We start from the raw sequence: 19315 nt of genomic DNA on the forward strand, positions 1-19315 counted from the left end.
GTACCCGGCGGCCGGTGGCCGCCGGACGGCGGGTGGGCGGCGGAAGGCGGCGGATGGACGGCAGGCGGGTTTCCGCCCCTGTCCGGACATAGCGTGCGGGCCGCAGGCGAGCCGCCCGCCGATCACCCGTCTGCGGCGACGGACTCAGCGGCGGGCATGGAGACGGGCGCGGGGACGGTCTCAGTGGCGGGCGCGGGGACGGATCCGCGCGCCGGTGCCACATCCCGGAGGAGCTGGGTGAAGGCCGCCTCGTCGATCACCGGTGTGCCGTACGAGGCCGCCTTGACGGTCTTGGAGGTGGAGGATTCCGGATCATTGGTCACCAGCAGACTCGTCAGCCGGGACACGCTCGTCGCCACATGCAGTCCCGCCTCCACGGCTCGGTCCTCCAGCAGCTCACGGTCGACCGAGGTGTCGCCCGAGAACGCCACCCGCATTCCCTGCACCAGCGCGCCGCCCGGCTCGTACCGCCCGGGATTCGGATACGGGCAGGCGGGCCGTCTGCGCGAGGGCCGCCAGCTCGTCTGCCGGTAGGCGGGCTGATATCCGACCCGGGGCCGCGTCGGCGCGTCCGACCACTCGGTGAGCGGCAGACACTCCAGCAGCGGCAGCCGTACGCCGCCGCGCGCGGCGGCATGCAGACTCGGACGGAACGCCTCGGCCAGTACGCGCGCGTCGTCGAGCGCGTGGTGCGCGCGCTGCTGTACGACACCGAAGTGCGCGGCGAGCGACTCCAGTTTGTGGTTGGGCAGCGGCAGGCCCAGTTCCTTGGAGAGCGCGATGGTGCACAGCCGCTGCCGGGTGGGCGCGGTCCGCGCCGCGCGCGCGTACTCTCGGGCGATCATCGACCAGTCGAAGATCGCGTTGTGCGCCACGAGCACCCGGCCGTCGAGCCGCTCGGCCAGCTCACCGGCGACCTCCGGGAAGAGCGGCGCGTCGGCGAGCACCTCACTCGTCAGACCGTGGATCCACACGGGCCCCGGGTCGCGCTCCGGGTTGACCAGCGTGTACCAGTGGTCCTCGACATTGCCCCGCGCGTCCAGACGGTAGACGGCAGCGGACACTATCCGGTCGTCGCGTGCGAGTCCGGTGGTCTCCACGTCGACGACCGCGTACCCCTCGGGGTAGGCGGCCGGCCACATCGCTGAAGTCGTATGGTCGTCGAGCATGGTCACAGAGAATACGGGCCGGGACTGACAGACCTGACGCCCGGTCGGCGGAGCCGTCGTACCGTCAAGGGGCTTACAGGAACGGCGGGTGGAGGAGCCACGCGTGAGACGCTCGCCGGGTGACTGACACAACGCCGGGCGGACCTCCCGTCGGGCCACACGAAGAACCGCACGGTGATTCCCTGGGCACGCGTCTCAACTGGCTGCGGGCGGCGGTCCTCGGCGCCAACGACGGCATCGTCTCCACCGCCGGACTGGTGGTCGGTGTCGCCGGAGCCACCGACGCACGCTCCACCTTGCTCACCGCGGGCCTCGCCGGGCTGCTGGCCGGATCGATGTCGATGGCCGCGGGCGAGTACGTATCGGTCTCCACCCAGCGCGACTCGGAGAAGGCGGCGCTGGAACTGGAACGGCGCGAACTGCACGAGCAGCCACAGGCCGAACTCGACGAACTGACGGGCCTGCTGGCGGAACGTGGCCTCTCGGAAGAGGTGGCCCGCGAGGCGGCACGGCAACTCACCCAACGCGACGCCCTGCGCGCCCACGCACGCGTGGAACTGGGCATCGACCCGGACTCCCTCACCAACCCCTGGCACGCGGCAGGCGCCAGCTTCCTGGCCTTCACCGCGGGCGCGCTGCTCCCGCTGCTGGCGATCGTGCTCCCACCGGAGGGCCTGCGACTGCTGGTGACGGTCCTTTCGGTACTGGCCGCGCTGGCCCTGACGGCCTGGTGGAGCGCAAGGCTGGGAGCGGCGGCGGTGGCGCCGGCGCTGGTGCGGAATGTGGGCGGGGGAGCGGTGGCGATGGGGGTTACGTATGGGGCGGGGGCGTTGTTGGGGGCGGTGGGGGTCTAATCCCTTAGGACGATCCGGCCGGGTGGGAAGAGGTTCTCTCCGGTGACCGGCGTGTCCTTTGCTGTAATCGTGAGCCCCTCTAGATCCGCCAGTGGACTCAGGTCGAGTGGAGCCCCGGTCTGGGCACACGAGAAGAGGCGGAGCGAGGTAAGCGCGGGCAGATCACGGAGCGGCCCGAGACCGACGGGCAATTCGCACCGGTTCAGAGCGAGCACTTGGAGCCCGGAGAGATGGCCGATCTGCTTCAGGTCGAGTGCATTCTGGTGCTGAATCATCAGTTCGGTCAGCCCCCTCAGAGAAGGGATCCGGACGAGCTGACGGATCTGAGCCGAGCCGGACAGGCTGAGCACCCTCAGGTTCGGCCAGCGCTGAATGCCTTCCAGGCTCAGATAGCGCATCCCGGGAAGGAGCCACAACACGATGAGTTGTGGGCCGATGGGCAGTTCACCCACACTCTCCATCAGTAACGGACCTCCGAAACTAACGTGTCGGAGGTCCGGCATATCGCTCAACGCGTCCAACCGGATGTCGTGGTGCAGTTCATACAGACTCAGGTGTATGAGTCCGGGGCCGGACAGAGCGTCCAGCTCTCGTATCCCGGAGCAGCGAAGGAGGCTGAATATCGACGGCCGTGGCAGGGAAGCGAGAGGAGACAGGTTGGTCAGCACGTCGTTGTTGCTGAAATTGAGTGCCTTCGGTGCCTCCAGCGCGAGCAAAGGCGTGAGGTCACTGTGATTGCCATCGACATGGACGTAACGCGCCTTGGGGGTGTGCTGTAACGCCCGTAGTTGCTGCGAGGTCCGTACACTCAGGTAGGTGTCGTCCCACTTCTGCGCGGACAGGACGGCCCGGGCATACATATCGCTCTCGAATGAGCCCCATGCCTGGGATACCTCAGACGCGACCTTCGAACGCGTGTCCTCGCGGAATCGTGAGATCACCTCGAAGGCTCCGTCTCCCTCGATGAGCGCCGCCGTCCGCACCACTGCCGCCGCCGTCCGCTCATCCAGCCCCTCCGGCCCTGGCAGCAGCTCAAGCACCAACTCGCCCGCCTTTGCCAGTGCCTCCGCTTCCTCCAACTCGCGCGGCGGCACCAGCGCCCCCGCCCTGCCCTCCACCTCCGCCCGTACCTCCGGATCCAGTTCCGGAGCGTGTTCCAGGCAGGCCGCCGCCACCAGCACCAGCCGATGGCTCAGCCTCGGCGCCCGGTCGGCGCGGCGCAGCAACTGCCGTAGTAATTTGGCCCGTTCGTCCACCCGCGCATGGCCCACCGCCATGCGCACCACGTCGTCCCACTGGTCGTCATGCGCGTTCTTGACCAGTACGCCGAAGTCGCGGCTTTCGACCGCCGCCTTCGCGCCCAGGTAGTCCTGGAAGGTCCGGTGGACGAAGTCGACGGCGCCCGGCATCGGTTCGCGGAGGAGGCCGCTGCGGATCAGCAGATGGGCGAAGACCTGTTCCGCGTCGCCTTCCACCTGGGGCATGGCGGCGAGCCACTCGCCGACCATCTCAACGGCTTCCTCGCGCGCCGCTTCCACCTGGCCGTTGCGGATCAGCCAGTACGCCAGACGTTGCAGGAGCGCAGTCTGCTCGTCCCGGGTCAGGTTCACGCCCTCGACGCCCAGGATCTCGCGCTCCGTGTCCCGGCGTACGAGCAGCATCTCCAGGGCCGCGTCGTACAACTCCTTCCTCGCTCGGGGCAGTTGCATCCGGCGGTCCCGGTTCAGGGCGCACAGCAGCGCGCACATCAACGGGTTTGTTGCCAGCCGTCCCAGGTCCCGGCGGGTCATCACCGCCTGGAGGAGCGACTTCTCGTAGATGTCGAGCTGCGACCGTTCCACGTCCGACACGTATTCTTCTCGGGCCGCGCCGTGCCAGTGGCCCACGAACGACTTGATGTCCTCGCGGTCCATCGGCAGCAGTGAGTGCGCCTCGAAGCCCTGGCCCGACAGCCAGTCCTCCGGCACCGCCGACGGCCGGGTCGTCACCACATAACGGGCCTGTGGAAATGCCGCGACCAGGGACTTCAGCCACGCTTCCGTACGGGCCCTCAGCCGGGTCGGCACCTCGTCCACGCCGTCGACCAGGACCAGCGCCCGGCCCTCCGCCAGCAGCTCCTCCGCCCACCCGGCCGCAGCCGAGAACGGTACGCCCGCCGCCCGCAGGAAGTCCTCGGGCATCGGCAGCGACTCCCACGTCGTGAAGGCCCGCAGTCGCAGTACGAAGGGCACACAGCGGTTCCAGTCGGCGAGTTCGGGACGGAAGCTGCGCCGGGCCGCGTTCAGCGCCAGCCACTGCACCAGCGTGCTCTTGCCCGAGCCGGCCGGGCCGCGCAGCAGTAATCGGTCCGTGGTCGTCAGCGCCTGTTCGGCGGTGACCGTCGTCGGGCCCGTGTGCGGCAGGCCTGGGTCCCCGAGGCCTCCGGGGCCTCGGCGCTCGCCGCTCACCGACAGGCTGATGTACGCCGTGTCCAGCGGCCAGTCGCGCCTCGACCGGCCCAGCGTCAGTCCGAACAGCTCCAGCCGCCCATGGGTACGGGCCACATACTCGCCGTACCGCTCCTCGAACGCCAGCGCCGCCGCGTCCCGTCGCGGTCCCACCCGCTCCCGTACGTCCTCGACCAGCTCCCGCGTCCGGCTCGCCTCCCGCCGCTGCTCGACCGCCGCCCGCGCGGTGAACGACGGATGTGCGGTGAGCTGTTCCACCACATGCGCGCAGCACAGGCCGAGCAGCTCCTCGTACAGGTCCTCGGCGGGCCCGGGATGCGGTGTGCGTAACTCCGCCGCCAGCCGCGCCGGATCCAGGTCCAGGGCGAACAGCCGCTCGGGCGTCAGTTCGCCCGCCGCCGCGAAGGAGGACCGTACGGCTTCGAGGGCCGCCAGGCGCTCGTTCTCCGGCAGCCGTGCATAAGCGTGTGACTGCTCCAACCGGCCCGCCAGGACCTTCGCCAGCCGGTCCGGTGACGCCGGTTTCGGCAGCGGGCGTACGGGAGAGGCCACGAGGCCCGCGCCCTGTTTCGGCAGAAGCATCGACTTGGCGATCGCGCCCAGGACCGTACCCGCGAGACGCGACACCACAACTTCCAGGCTCACTACGGCCGTTCCTCCCCGATGAACACGACGCACACGACGCACACGACGACAGCGCGGGCAGACAGGATCCCATGGCGCGGCTCGCATACTTGTCGGTAACAACATCTAGCCCGGCGCCCGTGCCCGCCTCTACCGTGCTCGCATGCCGTCGAACCTGCCCGATGTCGTGCTGTGGTCGATACCCGCGTTCGTGCTGCTCACCGTGGTCGAGATGGTGAGTTACCGGTTCCATCCCGACGAGGACGCCGCGGGCTACGCGGCCAAGGACGCCGTCACGAGCGTCACCATGGGCCTCGGCAGTCTGGTCTTCGATCTGCTCTGGAAGCTGCCGATCGTCGCGGTCTACACCGCGGTGCACGCCCTGACACCGCTCCGGGTGCCCGTGCTCTGGTGGACGATTCCGCTGATGCTGCTCGCGCAGGACTTCTTCTACTACTGGTCACACCGCGGCCATCACGTCATCCGGATCCTGTGGGCCTGCCATGTGGTCCACCACTCCAGCCGCAAGTTCAATCTGACGACCGCTCTGCGTCAGCCCTGGACCTCGCTCACGGTCTGGCCGTTCTATGTGCCGCTCGTCGCCTGCGGTGTGCATCCGGCGGCGCTCGCGTTCTGCTCGTCCGCTAATCTCGTCTACCAGTTCTGGGTGCACACCGAGCGGATCGACAAGCTGCCGCGGCCGTTCGAGTACATGCTGAACACGCCGTCCCACCACCGGGTCCACCACGCGTCCCAAGGCGGCTATCTGGACCGGAACTTCGGCGGGATCCTGATCGTCTGGGACCGGCTGTTCGGGTCGTTCGTGCCCGAGACCGAGCGGCCCGTCTACGGGCTCACCAAGAACATCGGGACCTACAACCCGCTGCGCGTCGCCACCCATGAGTACGCGGCCCTCGCCCGGGATCTGCGGGCCGCGCGCGGCTGGCGTGACCGCGCGGGCCATGTGCTGCGCGGGCCCGGCTGGCAGCCCGTACAGCGCGCCGTGCCCGCGCCGCGTACACCAAAGCCCACGACGAACGCGGGCCGCCCCGGAGGACGGCCCGCGCAGTGATACTTGCTGATGCCTACTCGCTGACGCCTACTTGCTGGTGCTACTTGCGCACCGCGTCCAGGGCGTCGACCAGACCCGCCCCGTAGAAGCCGTTGTAGCGCTCGCCGCCCTCACAGACGGCGTCGATCTCGCCGTCGCCGTCGATGTCGTACGCCGTCGGGCAGGCCACATCGTCGGCCTGCACCGTCAGCAGCGCCTTGATGGCCTTCGCCGAGGCGTGCGGATGCGTCGACTTCAGCAGCGCCGCGACACCGGCGACATGCGGGGAGGCCATCGACGTACCGGCCATGTAGGCCCAGTTGCCGCCCGGCACCGGGCCGAGGATCAGACCGCTGGTGGCCGGCGGAGCCGGCGTCTGGTAGCGGGTCGAGTCGCCGCCCGGAGCCGCGATGTCGATGATGCCGAGACCGTGGTTGGAGAACGAGGACTTCAGGCCCTTGGCGCCGGTGGAGGCGACGGTGACGACGCCCGGCAGCTGGGTCGGGATGTCCAGGCACTCGGACGGGTCGATGACACGCTCACCGGGAGTGGTGTCGTTCGGGCTGGTCGGATCGGTGATCGAGTCGGACGAGAGGTCGTAGTTCTCGTTGCCCGCCGCGGCCACATTGACCGTGCCCTTGCTCTCGGCGTACCGCGTGGCGCGGGTGATCGCCTCGACCAGGGCCTTCTGGTCCGGGTCGTTCTTGCAGTTGAAGTACCACGGGTCGGTGTAGTAGCTGTTGTTCGTCACATCGACGCCGTGCTCGGCGGCCCAGACGAAGCCGCAGACGACGGCCTCGGTGTAGAAGAACCCGACCGGCGTGGAGACCTTGATGCCGGCCACCTTCACACCCGGTGCGACACCGGTGATGCCCACACCGTTCTTGGCCCCGGCTATCTCGCCCGCGACATGCGTGCCGTGCGGGCTCTCCCCGGCGTTCGGACGCCAGGCGCCGTCCGCCGTGTCGGGCTTGCCGGTCACACAGTTGACCGACGCCGCGCGGTCGAAGTTGGGCGCGATGTCCGGGTGCGTGTCATCGACACCGGTGTCGATGACGGCAACAGTGACGTTCCTGCTGCCGAGGTTCTTCTCATGTGCCTTGTCCGCCTTGATGGCGGGCAGGTCCCACTGCAACGGCTCCAGCGGGTCCTGGGGAAGGGCGGTGCCGCCGCCCTTCTTCGCGTCGGCCTTCGACGCGTTGGCCTTCTCCGTCGCCGCCGTCGCGACGGCGACCTCCTCGGCGGTCAGCTCGCGAGGCGTACCGATGTCCGTCGTGGACTGCGCGGGCAGCGGCGCGGTGCGGGTGGCACCGGCCGACTCGACGCCCTTGACCTTGCGTACGGTCTGCGCGAAGGCCGGGTTCTGCGAGGTGACGACGATGACACCTATCTGGTCATAGCTGGTGACCACAGTGCCGCCGGCCCGGTCGATCGCCTTCTTGACCGACTTGACGGTGGAGTGTCCACCGCGGGTGTTGACGACGTACGACAGCTTCGGGCCGTCCGTGGCGACCGCTTCGGTGCCGCCGCCCGCCGGTGCGGCCGTAGCCGTGGCGGCAGGCAGGAAACCGAGCGTGACGGTGAGCGCCAGACCTACGGGCAGCGCGAGTGCGCGCTGCCGTCTGGATCCCAGATGAGCCATGGGTTCTCCACATCATCCGTGAGACCGTTTCCGCGCAGGCTGCGCGTGAACGGGTACATGACGAGCGAAGTTATCGCTGATCAACGCTGTTCTTCAATCGTTCCTGAATCATTTCCGGAAGAAAAAGACCGGTGTTGAACCGCTTCGCCATGCCTCCCGTGCCGTTGTCAGGGGGACGAGCACCATCCCGTCCCTGAGAGGTCCCCATGACCAACCACACCGCACCCGCGTCACGAGGAGATTCCGTGGCTACCGATGCACCGCCGCCCGAGGGCGGTACGGACACCAGCCCAGCCCCGTCCACACCGGATCTGTCCACGACGGCCCAGCCCACGACGGCGCAGTTCGTCGAGGTGCAGGAGAGCGCGGAATTCGGCGAACTGCGCCGTACCTACCGCTCCTTCGCCTTCCCGCTGACCGTCGCCTTCATCGCCTGGTACCTGCTGTACGTCCTGCTGTCCAACTACGCGGGCGGCTTCATGGGCACCAAGCTCTTCGGCAACATCAATGTCGCGCTCGTCCTCGGTCTGGCGCAGTTCGCCACCACGTTCCTCATCGCCTGGTACTACGCGCGGCACGCCGCCCGCAAGCTCGACCCGAAGGCGGATGTCATCAAGTCCCGTATGGAGGCGGACGCGTGAGCCACTCGATCCAGCTCGTCGCCCAGCAGTCACCGCTCCAGCTCGCCGCCGCCTCCGACGCCAGCGAGCACCGGCCGCTGATCATCACACTCTTCGGGCTCTTCGTCGTCGCGACCCTGGTCATCACCGTCTGGGCCGGCCGGCAGACCAAGAACGCGTCCGACTTCTACGCGGGCGGACGGCAGTTCTCCGGCTTCCAGAACGGACTCGCCGTCTCCGGCGACTACATGTCCGCCGCGTCCTTCCTCGGGATCGCCGGCGCCATCGCCCTCTTCGGCTACGACGGCTTCCTCTACTCCATCGGATTCCTGGTCGCCTGGCTGGTGGCGCTGCTGCTCGTCGCCGAACCACTGCGCAACTCCGGCCGCTACACCATGGGTGACGTCCTCGCATACCGGATGCGCCAGCGCCCGGTCCGTACCGCGGCGGGCACCTCCACCATCGTCGTCTCGATCTTCTACCTCCTCGCGCAGATGGCCGGCGCCGGTGTGCTGGTCTCGCTGCTGCTCGGCATCACCAGTGACGCCGGGAAGATCGCCATCGTCGCGCTGGTCGGTCTGCTGATGATCGTGTATGTGACCATCGGCGGGATGAAGGGCACCACCTGGGTGCAGATGGTCAAGGCCGTGCTTCTGATCGCGGGCACCCTGCTCATCACCTTCCTCATCCTGCTGAAGTTCAACTTCAACCTCTCCGACCTGCTGGGCACGGCGGCGAGCAACAGCGGCAAGGGAGCGTCCTTCCTTGAGCCCGGTCTCAAGTACGGTGCCACCGCGACCTCGAAGCTGGACTTCATCTCGCTCGGCATCGCGCTGGTGCTCGGTACTGCGGGACTGCCGCACATCCTCATCCGCTTCTACACCGTGCCCACCGCCAAGGCCGCCCGCAAGTCGGTGATCTGGGCCATCGGGATCATCGGCGCGTTCTATCTGATGACGATCGTGCTCGGCTTCGGCGCTGCCGCGCTGCTCAAGCCCGACGACATCGTCGCCTCCAACAAGGCGGGCAATACGGCGGCTCCGCTGGCCGCGCTGGAAATCGGCGGCGGCGCCGGTTCCACCGGAGGAGCGATCCTGCTCGCCGTGATCTCGGCCGTCGCCTTCGCGACCATTCTCGCGGTGGTCGCCGGGCTGACGCTCGCGTCCTCGTCGTCCTTCGCGCATGACATCTACGCCAATGTCATCCGCAAGGGTGAGGCGACCGAGAAGGAGGAGGTCCGCGCGGCCCGCTGGGCGACCGTCGCCATCGGTATCGTCTCCATCGCGCTCGGGGCGCTCGCCCGCGATCTGAATGTGGCCGGTCTGGTCGCGCTCGCCTTCGCCGTCGCCGCCTCGGCCAATCTGCCGACCATCCTCTACAGCCTGTTCTGGAAGCGGTTCACCACTCAGGGCGCGCTGTGGTCGATCTACGGCGGACTGGCCTCGTCGGTGCTGCTGGTGCTGTTCTCACCGGTCGTCTCCGGGAAGCCCACCTCGATGTTCCCCGACGCCGACTTCCACTTCTTCCCGCTGGAGAACCCGGGCCTGATCTCCATTCCGCTGGGCTTCCTGCTCGGCTGGCTGGGCACCGTACTGTCCAAGGAGCAGCCGGACCAGGGCAAGTACGCCGAACTGGAGGTCAAGTCCCTGACGGGCACCGGAGCCCACTGAGTCACTGAGCCGTACGGGCAAGGACTCTTCCGGGTACGAACCTCCTTCCGTGGCCGCGTCGTGGAGACCTACGACGCGGCCACGCCGCTGCCCGTCGCAAATGTCCCTCTGGCGTTGTCAGTGGTCTGACGTAGTCTCGACGGTGTCGGAACCGATCACAGGGAGGGGGCCCGCAGTGCTCATAGACACATACGGCCGTGTGGCTACCGACCTGCGCGTTTCGCTGACGGACCGGTGCAATCTGCGGTGCACGTACTGCATGCCGGAAGAAGGGCTCCAGTGGCTCGGCAAGTCGGAGCTGCTCAGCGATGACGAAATCGTCCGTCTGGTCCATATCGCCGTCACCCGGCTGGGTATCACCGAGGTCCGTTTCACCGGCGGAGAGCCGCTGATCAGACCTGGTCTCGTCGGGATCGTCGAGCGGTGCGCCGCGCTGGAGCCGCGTCCCAGGATGTCGGTGACTACCAATGGCCTCGGGCTCGCGCGTACCGCCGCCGCGCTCAGGGCCGCGGGCCTCGACCGGGTCAATGTCTCGCTCGACACGCTGCGGCCCGCGGTCTTCCAGGCCCTCACCAGGCGTGACCGGCACGCGGATGTGATCAGCGGGCTGCGCGCCGCCCATGAGGCCGGGCTCAGGCCCGTCAAGATCAATGCGGTGCTGATGCCGGGCCTCAACGAGGACGAGGCTCCCGAGCTGCTCGCCTGGGCAGTCGAGCACGGCTATGAGCTGCGCTTCATCGAGCAGATGCCGCTCGACGCCCAGCACGGCTGGAAGCGGGACGGCATGATCACGGCCGGTGAGATCCTGGATTCGCTGCGTACGCGCTTCCGGCTGACGCCCGAGGGCGAGACCGTCCGGGGCTCGGCGCCCGCCGAGCGCTGGATCGTGGACGGCGGACCGCACCGCGTGGGTGTGATCGCCTCCGTCACGCGCCCGTTCTGCCATGCCTGTGACCGCACGCGGCTCACCGCCGACGGACAGGTGCGCAGCTGTCTGTTCGCCCGGGAGGAGACGGATCTGCGAGGCGCGCTGCGCTCCGGCGCGCCCGACGAGGAGATCGCCACGATCTGGAAGCTGGCGATGTGGGGCAAGAAGGCCGGTTCCGGGCTGGACGATCCGTCGTTCCTCCAGCCGGACCGCCCGATGTCGGCGATCGGCGGCTGATGCCGCTGATGTCGTCGCTGATGCCCCGCCGATGTCAGTGATCGGTGGCCGACCGGCGCTCCCACTCCGTCAGCTCAACCACATCCTTGAGGAAGCCGCGCATATCGAGGAACGAGGAGAGATGCTCACGGTGCTCGTCGCACGCCAGCCAGGTCTTGCGCCGTTCGGGCGTATGCAGCTTGGGATTGTTCCAGGCCAGGACCCAGACGGCGGGCTCACGGCAGCCCTTCGCGGAGCAGATCGGCGCGGCGTCGGAAGCGGAATCGGAGGTGCCGGGGAAGTTCACCCGACAACCCTAGGACAGGTTCGACCCGGACAGGGCCTAGCCCCGGGACACATCCGGTAACCCGAAAAGGCGACGCCGAGCAGCCACGGGGGGAGCTGCCCGGCGTCGGTCTGTCGCTCCGACGGGGGATGCGGAGCGCCTACAAAGTATGTCACGGGCAATGGGGTGCCCGGCACCGGAACTTCACGATTGATCTGAGCTTTCCTTGAGCTTTGCGGACCGCCCGGGATCAGCTCTCCCGCGCCTCACGGCCCGCCGTCTCGGCTCCGGATTCCGCCACCAGAGGTCCCGAGGGCGGCGCGATCATCGGCGGCGCCGGCGCGGCAACAAAGGTTGTGGGCAGCGAAGGAGCGTTCTCCCGGCCCGCGTTGGCGATCACCACGGCGACATACGGCAGCAGCGTACCGATGACGAGCGTCACGATCGCCACCGGCCGTTCCACGTTCCACAGGGCCACGGTGGCGACCACCGCGAGCGTCCGTACGGACATCGAGATCACATAGCGGCGCTGCCGGCCGCGCACATCCTCGGCGAGCCCCTGCCGGGCTCCCGTGATCCGGAAGACCTCGGTCCCGCTCCGCTTCCGCATCACGTTCCACCACCCGATTCTGTGCCGGACTCGCCCGGACCGGATCGTCAACCACGGTACGCCGGAGCTCCCGCCGCCACGAGAGCGGGTCACCCTCCATCCTGACCGATGGTTCTGGTCGCGCCACGTACGGCGCCGTCCGACATGCGCCGTATGGGCGACCGGCACAGACTGGGCCCACACGCGCGGACCGCGCCGCACCGGGAGGCGACGATGAACTGGTTGTGGGCGATCATTGTGGGGCTGGTGCTGGGTCTGATCGCCAGAGCGGTCATCCCGGGCAAGCAGCACATCCCCATCTGGCTGACCGCCCTGTGCGGCATCCTCGGAGGCATGCTGGGCAACGGGGCCGCGGGCTGGCTGGGCGTCGCCGAGACCAGAGGCATCGACTGGACGCGCCATGTGCTCCAGCTCATCGGGGCGATTCTGGTGGTCTTCGTGGCCGACCTGGCCTGGAACACACTGCGGGGCAGACGCGCCAGAGGCGCCCGCCAGCGCATGTGACCGAACAGCGGATGTGAAGCGTGCGAGACACGGGAACGGGCCGACCCGAGGCAGCCGGTCCGAGGCATACGAGATGTCTCGCGCGCCCCGGACCGGCCCGTTCCCGGATCAGCCCGTTCAGCCCATTCAGGTCGGTCAGTCGGTCAGCACGGCCGTGACCTCGACCGCCGCCAGGTTTTTCTTGCCCCGGCGCAGCACCAGCCAGCGGCCGTGCAGCAGCTCCTCGTGGCCCGGTACGGAGTCCGCGTCGGTGACCTTGGCGTTGTTCACGTAGGCCCCGCCCTCCTTGACCGTGCGCCGCGCCGCCGACTTGCTCGGCGCGAGACCGGTCTCGGCGAGCAGATCCGCCACCGGGCCCAGCTCGGCGACCTCGGCGCGCGGCACCTCGGAGAGCGCCGCGCTCAGTGTCGCCTCGTCCAGCTCCGCCAGCTCGCCCTGGCCGAACAGCGCCCGGGAGGCCGCGACGACCGCCGTGCACTGCTCCGCGCCATGGACGAGCGTCGTCAGCTCCTCCGCCAGCGCCCGCTGGGCCGCACGGGCCTGCGGACGCTCCTCGGTGCTCCGCTCCAGCTCCTCCAGCTCCTCACGGCTCCTGAAGCTGAGGATGCGGCTGTACGAGGAGATGTCACGGTCGTCCACATTCAGCCAGAACTGGTAGAACGCGTACGGCGTGGTCATCTCCGGATCCAGCCAGACCGCGCCGCTCTCCGACTTGCCGAACTTGGTCCCGTCCGCCTTGGTCATCAGCGGTGTGGCCAGCGCGTGCACGGTGGCACCCGGCTCCAGCCGGTGGATCAGATCGAGACCGGCGGTGAGATTGCCCCACTGGTCGCTGCCGCCCTGCTGGAGGACACAGCCGTACCGCCGGTACAGCTCCAGGAAGTCCATGCTCTGGAGGAGCTGGTAGCTGAACTCCGTGTAGCTGATGCCCTCGTCCGACTCCAGCCTGCGGGCGATGGATTCCTTGGTGAGCATCTTGTTGACCCGGAAGTGCTTGCCGACGTCCCGCAGGAACTCGATCGCGGACAGGCCCGCGGTCCAGTCCAGATTGTTGACCACGGTCGCCGCGTTCGGGCCCTCGAAGGAGAGGAACGGCTCGATCTGGGCCCGCAGCCGCCGCACCCAGCCCGCGACCGTCTCCGGGTCGTTCAGCGTCCGCTCGGCCGTCGGCCGCGGATCACCGATCTGGCCGGTGGCGCCGCCCACCAGCGCCAGCGGCCGGTGTCCGGCGCGCTGGAGCCGGCGTACGGTCAGCACCTGCACGAGATGTCCCACGTGCAGACTCGGTGCGGTGGGATCGAAGCCGCAATAGAACGTCACGGGACCGTCCGCGAGCGCCTTGCGCAAAGCGTTCTCGTCAGTGGACAGGGCGAACAGCCCGCGCCACTTCAGCTCGTCGACGATATCCGTCACGGTCGTGTCTCTCCTCGGATGGTCACATGGTTGACCACCAGTCTATGGGCGTCGTCCAGGCGCCAAATGCGCGATGGGCGCCGGCTGTACGCCCGCCGCTACACGCCCTGGCTGACCGAGCTCATATTGAAGTCGGGAATCCGCAGCGGAGGCATCGCGGCCCGGGTGAACCAGTCGCCCCACTCACGCGGCAGCGTCTTCTCCGTACGTCCGGCCTCGGCCGCGCGCGAGAGCAGATCGACGGGCGACTCGTTGAACCGGAAGTTGTTCACCTCGCCGACGACCTCGCCGTTCTCCACCAGATACACACCGTCCCTGGTCAGCCCGGTGAGCAGCAGCGTCGCCGGATCGACCTCACGGATGTACCAGAGACAGGTCAGCAGCAGGCCGCGCGCGGTGGCGGAGACCATCTCCTCCAGCGACCGGTCGCCGCCGCCCTCCAGCATCAGATTGCCGGCGCCCGGCGCGACCGGGAGCCCGGTCAGGGCGGCGGTGTGCCGGGTGGTGATCAGATGGGCCAGCTCGCCCTCCCGTACCCAGTCCGTGGCGGTCAGCGGCAGACCGTTGTCGAACACGGACGTGTCGTCGCCGGAGGAGTGCGCGATCACGAACGGCGCGGACTCCAGACCCGGCTCGTTCGGGTCGGTACGGAGCGTGAGCGGCAGCTCCGAGAGCTTCTCGCCGATACGGGTGCCGCCGCCGGGACGGGAGAAGACCGTACGGCCCTCCGCCGCGTCGCGGGCGGACGAGGACCAGAGGTTGTAGATCAGCAGATCGGCCACGGCGGTCGACGGCAGCAGCGTCTCGTACCGTCCGGCGGGCAGATCGATCTTGCGTTCGGCCCAGGCCAGCCGCTGGGCCAGCTCGGCGTCGAGGACCGCCGGGTCCACGTCCTTGAAGTCGCGGGTGGCACGGCCCGCCCAGGCAGAGCGGGTGCGGTCGGGCGACTTGGCGTTCAGCTCCAGCGTGCCGTTGGGCTGGTCGTGGCGGAGCCGTACGCCGGTGGACGTACCGAGATACGTCGAGGTCAGCTCGTGGTTGGCGAAACCGTACAGCTCACGGCCGCCGGCCCGGGCACGCGCGAAGGACTCGCCGAGGGCCGGCGCGAAGTCCGCGTAGACGGCGGAGGTCGTCTCGGCGGGCGCGTCCGTGAAGTCTCCCGACGGCGGACCGGCCTGGTCCGGGCCGACCAGCGGCTGGGCGTCCTCGGCGGGACCGGTGCCGCGCGCGGCGGCCTCGGCGGCCCGTACCAGCGGCTCCAGGTCCTCGGCGGTGACGGCGGAGCGCGAGACCACACCGGACGCGGTTCCCTGCGTGCCGTCGACGGTGGCGATGACGGTCAAGGTCCTGCCGCGGGTGACACCGTTGGTGGTGAGCGCGTTGCCGGCCCAGCGCAGATTGGCGGAGGAGTGCTCGTCGGCGATGACCACGCAGCCGTCGGCGGTGGACAGTTCGAGGGCGCGCTCGACGATTTCGTGCGGCTTGCTGATGCGACTGGTGCTCATCGTCCGGCCTCCTGCGTGGTGTTGAGGATGTTGACGCCGCGGAACAGGGCCGAAGGGCAGCCGTGGGAGACCGCTGCCACCTGGCCCGGCTGGGCCTTGCCGCAGTTGAAGGCGCCGCCCAGGACATACGTCTGCGGTCCGCCGACCGCCTCCATCGAGCCCCAGAAGTCCGTCGTCGTCGCCTGGTACGCGACATCGCGGAGCTGGCCCGTCAGTTCGCCGTTCTCGATACGGAAGAACCGCTGCCCGGTGAACTGGAAGTTGTAGCGCTGCATGTCGATCGACCACGACCGGTCGCCGACCACATAGATCCCGCGCTCCACTCCGCCGATCAGATCCTGCGTGCTCAGCCCGCCGGGATCCGGCCGCAGCGACACATTCGCCATCCGCTGTACGGGCACATGCCCGGGCGAGTCCGCGTAGGCGCAGCCGTTGGAGCGGCCCAGACCGGTGAGCTTCGCGATCCGGCGGTCGAGCTGGTAGCCGACGAGCGTGCCGTCCTTGACCAGGTCCCACGACTGCGCCTCGACGCCCTCGTCGTCGTAACCGATGGTCGCCAGACCGTGCTCGGCGGTCCTGTCGCCCGTCACATTCATCACCGAGGAGCCGTACGCCAGCTTCCCGAGCTGGTCGAACGTCGCGAACGAGGTGCCCGCGTACGCCGCCTCGTACCCGAGCGCCCGGTCCAGCTCCGTGGCATGGCCGATCGACTCATGGATGGTCAGCCAGAGATTCGACGGATCGACGACCAGGTCGTAGGTGCCCGCCTCGACGCTCGGCGCCCGCATCTTCTCGGCGAGCAGCCCGGGGATACGCTCCAGCTCCGCGTCCCAGTCCCAGCCGGTCCCGGTGAGGTACTCCCAGCCGCGCCCGGCCGGCGGCGCGATCGTGCGCATCGAGTCGAACTCACCGCTCTCGCCGTCGACCGCGGTGGCGGTGAGCTGCGGATGCAGCCTGACGCGCTGCTGGGTGGTGACCGTACCGGCGGTGTCCGCGTAGAACTTGTTCTCGTGGACGGTGAGCAGCGACGCGTCCACATGCGCGACGCCCTCCGCGCGCAGCAGCCGCCCGCTCCACTCCGCGAGCAGCCCGCTCTTCTCCTCGTCGGGCACGTCGAACGGATCGATCTCGTACGACGACACCCAGGTCTTCTCCGTGTGCACCGGCTCCTCGGCCAGCTCGACGCGCTCGTCCGAACCGGCCGCCGAGATCACCTTCGCGGAGAGCTTCGCCATCGCCACGGCCTGTCCCGCCACCCGCGCCGCCGCGTCCATGGACAGATCGACGCCGGACGCGAAGCCCCAGGCACCGCCGTGCACCACCCGGACCGCGTACCCGAGATCCGTGGTGTCCGACGAACCGGCCGGCTTCCCGTCCCGCAGCCGCCACGACGCGCCGCGCACCCGCTCGAACCGGAAGTCCGCGTGCTCCGCGCCGAGCGCCCGCGCCCGCGCGAGCGCGGCGTCGGCGAGCGCCCGCAGCGGCAGTGCCAGGAACGACTGATCTACCTCATGGGGCACGTCGGCCTCCCCTTCTCACACCCGTGTGTCATGTGTCCGCAGTGAATCATGCGGGCGCGGGGCGCCGCCGCGCCTGTGGACAAACCGGTTGCGGCCGGTGGAGCGCTCTGCTGTACTCGCCCCCGACATCGGATCGATCAAGGAGTTCGTCGTGCGTGGAACGTCTGTGGCCGGCCAGCGGGAAATCACTGTCTACACAGAGGACCTGACGCTTCGTGCGAACGCTGAACCTTGGAATCCTGGCGCATGTCGACGCCGGTAAGACGAGCCTGACCGAGCGGCTGCTGCACGCCGCCGGAGTCATCGACCGGATCGGCAGAGTCGATGACGGAAGTACGCAGACCGATTCCCTGGCGCTGGAACGCCAGCGCGGGATCACGATCAAGTCGGCCGTCGTCTCGTTCCCGATCGACGACATCACCGTCAATCTGATCGATACGCCGGGACACCCGGATTTCATCGCCGAGGTGGAGCGTTCCCTGAACGTGCTCGACGGCGCCGTCCTGGTGATCTCCGCCGTCGAAGGCGTGCAGGCGCAGACGCGCGTACTGATGCGCACGTTGCAGCGACTTCGCATTCCCACGCTTATTTTCGTGAACAAGATCGACCGCCGTGGCGCGCACGACGGGCGTGTGCTCCGGGCGGTGGCCGAGCGGCTGAGCCCGGCGGTCGTCCCGATGGGTGCGGCGTACGGCCTCGGCACGCGCGGCGCCGGTTTCACACCGTACGACGGGGCCGAAACGGCCTTCGCCGGCGGGCTCGCGGAGACGCTCGCCGACCATGACGACGCCCTCATGGCCGCGTATCTGGAGCTGGACGACGAGGCGGTTCTTCCGTACGACCGGCTCCGCCGTGAACTTGCCGCGCAGACGCGGCGGGCGGTGGTCCATCCGGCGTACTTCGGCTCGGCCATCACGGGCGCGGGCGTGGACGCGCTGATCACCGGGATCAAGGAGCTGCTGCCCGCCTCCGAGCGCGACACCGAGGGCGCGGTCTCCGGCACGGTCTTCAAGATCGACCGCGGTCCGGCGGGCGAGAAGGTGGCGTATGTACGCATGCTCTCGGGCACCGTACGGACACGGGACCGGCTGCCGTTCGGCCGGGACGGCGCGGGAAAGGTCACCGCGATCAGCGTGTTCGACCAGGGATCGGCCGTCCCGCGCGAGTCGGCCGAGGCCGGACGGATCGCCGTCCTCCACGGGCTCGGCGGTGTCCGGATCGGAGACACGGTCGGCGACACCGGCGCCACCGCGCCTACGACCGACTCCCTTTCCCAGTACGGGCACTTCGCGCCGCCGTCGCTGGAGACCGTCGTCGTCCCGTGCCGCTCGGCGGACCGTGGCGCGCTGCACGCGGCGCTCGCCCAACTCGTCGAACAGGATCCGCTGATCAATCTCCGGCAGGACGAACTCCGGCAGGAGATTTCCGTATCGCTCTACGGAGAGGTGCAGAAAGAGGTCATCCAGGCGACGCTGGCGAATGACTTCGGCGTCGAGGTCACCTTCCGGGAGACGACCACCATCTGTGTGGAACGGCTGACCGGATCGGGCTCGGCCGTCGAGATCATGGGAAAGGATCCCAATCCCTTTCTCGCCACCGTCGGACTGCGTGTCGATCCGGCGCCGGTCGATTCCGGCGTGGAATTCCGGCTGGAGGTCGAACTCGGTTCCATGCCCTTCGCGTTCATGAAAGCCGTCGAGGACACCGTGCGGGAGACCCTGCTCCAGGGCATTCACGGATGGCGTATCCCCGACTGCACGGTCACCCTCACGCACTCCGGTTACGCGCCGCGGCAGAGCCATTCCCACGGCGTCTTCGACAAGAGCATGTCGAGCACCGGCGGCGATTTCCGCAATCTCACACCGCTGGTCCTGATGAGCGCGATCGAGCAGGCCGGCACCATGGTCCACGAGCCGATGCACCGCTTCCGGCTGGAACTCCCGGCGGATGTGTACGGATCGCTCCTGCCCGTCCTGGCCCGGCTGCGCGCCGTACCGCGCACACCGTCCACACAGGGTGACTCATACGTTCTGGAGGGCGAGATCCCGGCGGCCCAGGTGCATGAACTCGAACAGCGGCTGCCGACGCTGACGCGCGGCGAGGGCGTACTGGAATCCGCCTTCGACCACTACCGCCCGGTCACCGGCACGGCCCCGTCCCGGCCGCGCACGGACCACGATCCGCTCCACCGAAAGGAGTACCTGCTGCGTGTCGTACGGAGGATCACCGGAGGTTAGTCCGACCGCTTCCCGCCCG

15 protein-coding genes are annotated in these 19315 nt (G+C 68.8%); 7 read left to right on the forward strand and 8 right to left on the reverse strand.

The window, feature by feature from the left end; genetic code table 11:
- Positions 1–122: 122 nt before the first annotated feature.
- The gene (locus ACFV6H_RS14400) at positions 123–1175 is read right to left on the reverse strand and encodes a DEDDh family exonuclease (protein WP_385541536.1); all 1053 of its coding nucleotides are present in this window, start codon (positions 1173–1175) and stop codon (positions 123–125) included.
- A 113-nt stretch (positions 1176–1288) separates the two neighbouring features.
- Between ACFV6H_RS14400 and ACFV6H_RS14405 the strand changes: the two genes are divergently transcribed.
- Entirely contained in the window at positions 1289–2023 is a 735-nt protein-coding gene (locus ACFV6H_RS14405; protein WP_385541538.1) for a VIT family protein, read from the forward strand.
- Here the strand turns inward: ACFV6H_RS14405 and ACFV6H_RS14410 are convergent.
- Positions 2020–5115, reverse strand: a complete 3096-nt coding sequence (locus ACFV6H_RS14410; RefSeq protein ID WP_385541540.1) for an NACHT domain-containing protein — start codon at positions 5113–5115, stop codon at positions 2020–2022. The genes ACFV6H_RS14405 and ACFV6H_RS14410 overlap by 4 nt on opposite strands.
- A gap of 142 nt (positions 5116–5257) precedes the next feature.
- Between ACFV6H_RS14410 and ACFV6H_RS14415 the strand changes: the two genes are divergently transcribed.
- Entirely contained in the window at positions 5258–6166 is a 909-nt protein-coding gene (locus ACFV6H_RS14415) for a sterol desaturase family protein (RefSeq protein ID WP_385541542.1), read from the forward strand.
- Positions 6167–6206: 40 nt separating this feature from the next.
- Here ACFV6H_RS14415 and ACFV6H_RS14420 read toward each other — a convergent pair whose 3' ends face one another.
- Positions 6207–7787: a S8 family serine peptidase gene (locus ACFV6H_RS14420; protein WP_385541544.1), complete on the reverse strand. Its 1581-nt coding sequence runs from the start codon at positions 7785–7787 to the stop codon at positions 6207–6209.
- 245 nt (positions 7788–8032) lie between these two features.
- On the opposite strand from ACFV6H_RS14420, the gene ACFV6H_RS14425 reads away from it, so the two are divergent.
- The 3 genes from ACFV6H_RS14425 (at position 8033) to moaA (ending at position 11242) form a co-directional block, all read left to right on the forward strand.
- Positions 8033–8428: a DUF485 domain-containing protein gene (locus ACFV6H_RS14425; RefSeq protein ID WP_385541546.1), complete on the forward strand. Its 396-nt coding sequence runs from the start codon at positions 8033–8035 to the stop codon at positions 8426–8428.
- A complete protein-coding gene (locus ACFV6H_RS14430; RefSeq protein WP_384781789.1) occupies positions 8425–10077 on the forward strand; it encodes a cation acetate symporter in 1653 nt (550 codons plus the stop codon). The genes ACFV6H_RS14425 and ACFV6H_RS14430 overlap by 4 nt, the downstream gene beginning before the upstream one ends.
- 175 nt (positions 10078–10252) lie before the next feature.
- A complete protein-coding gene (moaA, locus tag ACFV6H_RS14435; RefSeq protein WP_385541548.1) occupies positions 10253–11242 on the forward strand; it encodes a GTP 3',8-cyclase MoaA in 990 nt (329 codons plus the stop codon).
- A 34-nt stretch (positions 11243–11276) separates the two neighbouring features.
- On the opposite strand, the gene ACFV6H_RS14440 is transcribed toward moaA, so the two are convergent.
- Positions 11277–11528: a hypothetical protein gene (locus tag ACFV6H_RS14440; protein WP_385541550.1), complete on the reverse strand. Its 252-nt coding sequence runs from the start codon at positions 11526–11528 to the stop codon at positions 11277–11279.
- 229 nt (positions 11529–11757) lie between these two features.
- Positions 11758–12117 carry a DUF3099 domain-containing protein gene (locus ACFV6H_RS14445; protein ID WP_384781783.1) on the reverse strand — a complete coding sequence of 120 codons (360 nt, stop codon included), beginning with the start codon at positions 12115–12117 and terminating at the stop codon, positions 11758–11760.
- Positions 12118–12330: 213 nt separating this feature from the next.
- Between ACFV6H_RS14445 and ACFV6H_RS14450 the strand changes: the two genes are divergently transcribed.
- Positions 12331–12621: a GlsB/YeaQ/YmgE family stress response membrane protein gene (locus ACFV6H_RS14450; protein ID WP_093604914.1), complete on the forward strand. Its 291-nt coding sequence runs from the start codon at positions 12331–12333 to the stop codon at positions 12619–12621.
- Between the two features lie 135 nt (positions 12622–12756).
- Here the strand turns inward: ACFV6H_RS14450 and tyrS are convergent, their stop codons facing one another.
- The 3 genes from tyrS to ACFV6H_RS14465 all read right to left on the reverse strand — a co-directional run bounded on the left by tyrS (position 12757) and on the right by ACFV6H_RS14465 (position 17059).
- Positions 12757–14034 (reverse strand): tyrosine--tRNA ligase, encoded by a 1278-nt coding sequence (gene tyrS / locus ACFV6H_RS14455; protein WP_385541552.1) that lies wholly within the window; start codon positions 14032–14034, stop codon positions 12757–12759.
- Between the two features lie 98 nt (positions 14035–14132).
- Complete coding sequence (locus ACFV6H_RS14460) at positions 14133–15539, reverse strand: metallopeptidase TldD-related protein (protein ID WP_385541554.1); 1407 nt, start codon at positions 15537–15539, stop codon at positions 14133–14135.
- Positions 15536–17059 carry a TldD/PmbA family protein gene (locus ACFV6H_RS14465; protein WP_384781776.1) on the reverse strand — a complete coding sequence of 508 codons (1524 nt, stop codon included), beginning with the start codon at positions 17057–17059 and terminating at the stop codon, positions 15536–15538. The genes ACFV6H_RS14460 and ACFV6H_RS14465 overlap by 4 nt, the downstream gene beginning before the upstream one ends.
- A 215-nt stretch (positions 17060–17274) precedes the next feature.
- Here ACFV6H_RS14465 and ACFV6H_RS14470 point away from each other — a divergent pair, with 215 nt between their 5' ends.
- Positions 17275–19296, forward strand: a complete 2022-nt coding sequence (locus ACFV6H_RS14470) for a GTP-binding protein (RefSeq protein ID WP_385541556.1) — start codon at positions 17275–17277, stop codon at positions 19294–19296.
- Positions 19297–19315: the final 19 nt, after the last annotated feature.

This window comes from Streptomyces sp. NPDC059743, assembly GCF_042732975.1.
Lineage (GTDB): Bacteria > Actinomycetota > Actinomycetes > Streptomycetales > Streptomycetaceae > Streptomyces.

Coding starts and splice junctions, on each gene's coding strand:
- ACFV6H_RS14420 (WP_385541544.1), bottom strand. CDS start 7,787: ATGGCTCATCTGGGATCCAGACGGCAGCGCGCACTCGCGCTGCCCGTA.
- ACFV6H_RS14445 (WP_384781783.1), bottom strand. CDS start 12,117: ATGCGGAAGCGGAGCGGGACCGAGGTCTTCCGGATCACGGGAGCCCGG.
- ACFV6H_RS14460 (WP_385541554.1), bottom strand. CDS start 15,539: ATGAGCACCAGTCGCATCAGCAAGCCGCACGAAATCGTCGAGCGCGCC.
- ACFV6H_RS14450 (WP_093604914.1), top strand. CDS start 12,331: ATGAACTGGTTGTGGGCGATCATTGTGGGGCTGGTGCTGGGTCTGATC.
- ACFV6H_RS14415 (WP_385541542.1), top strand. CDS start 5,258: ATGCCGTCGAACCTGCCCGATGTCGTGCTGTGGTCGATACCCGCGTTC.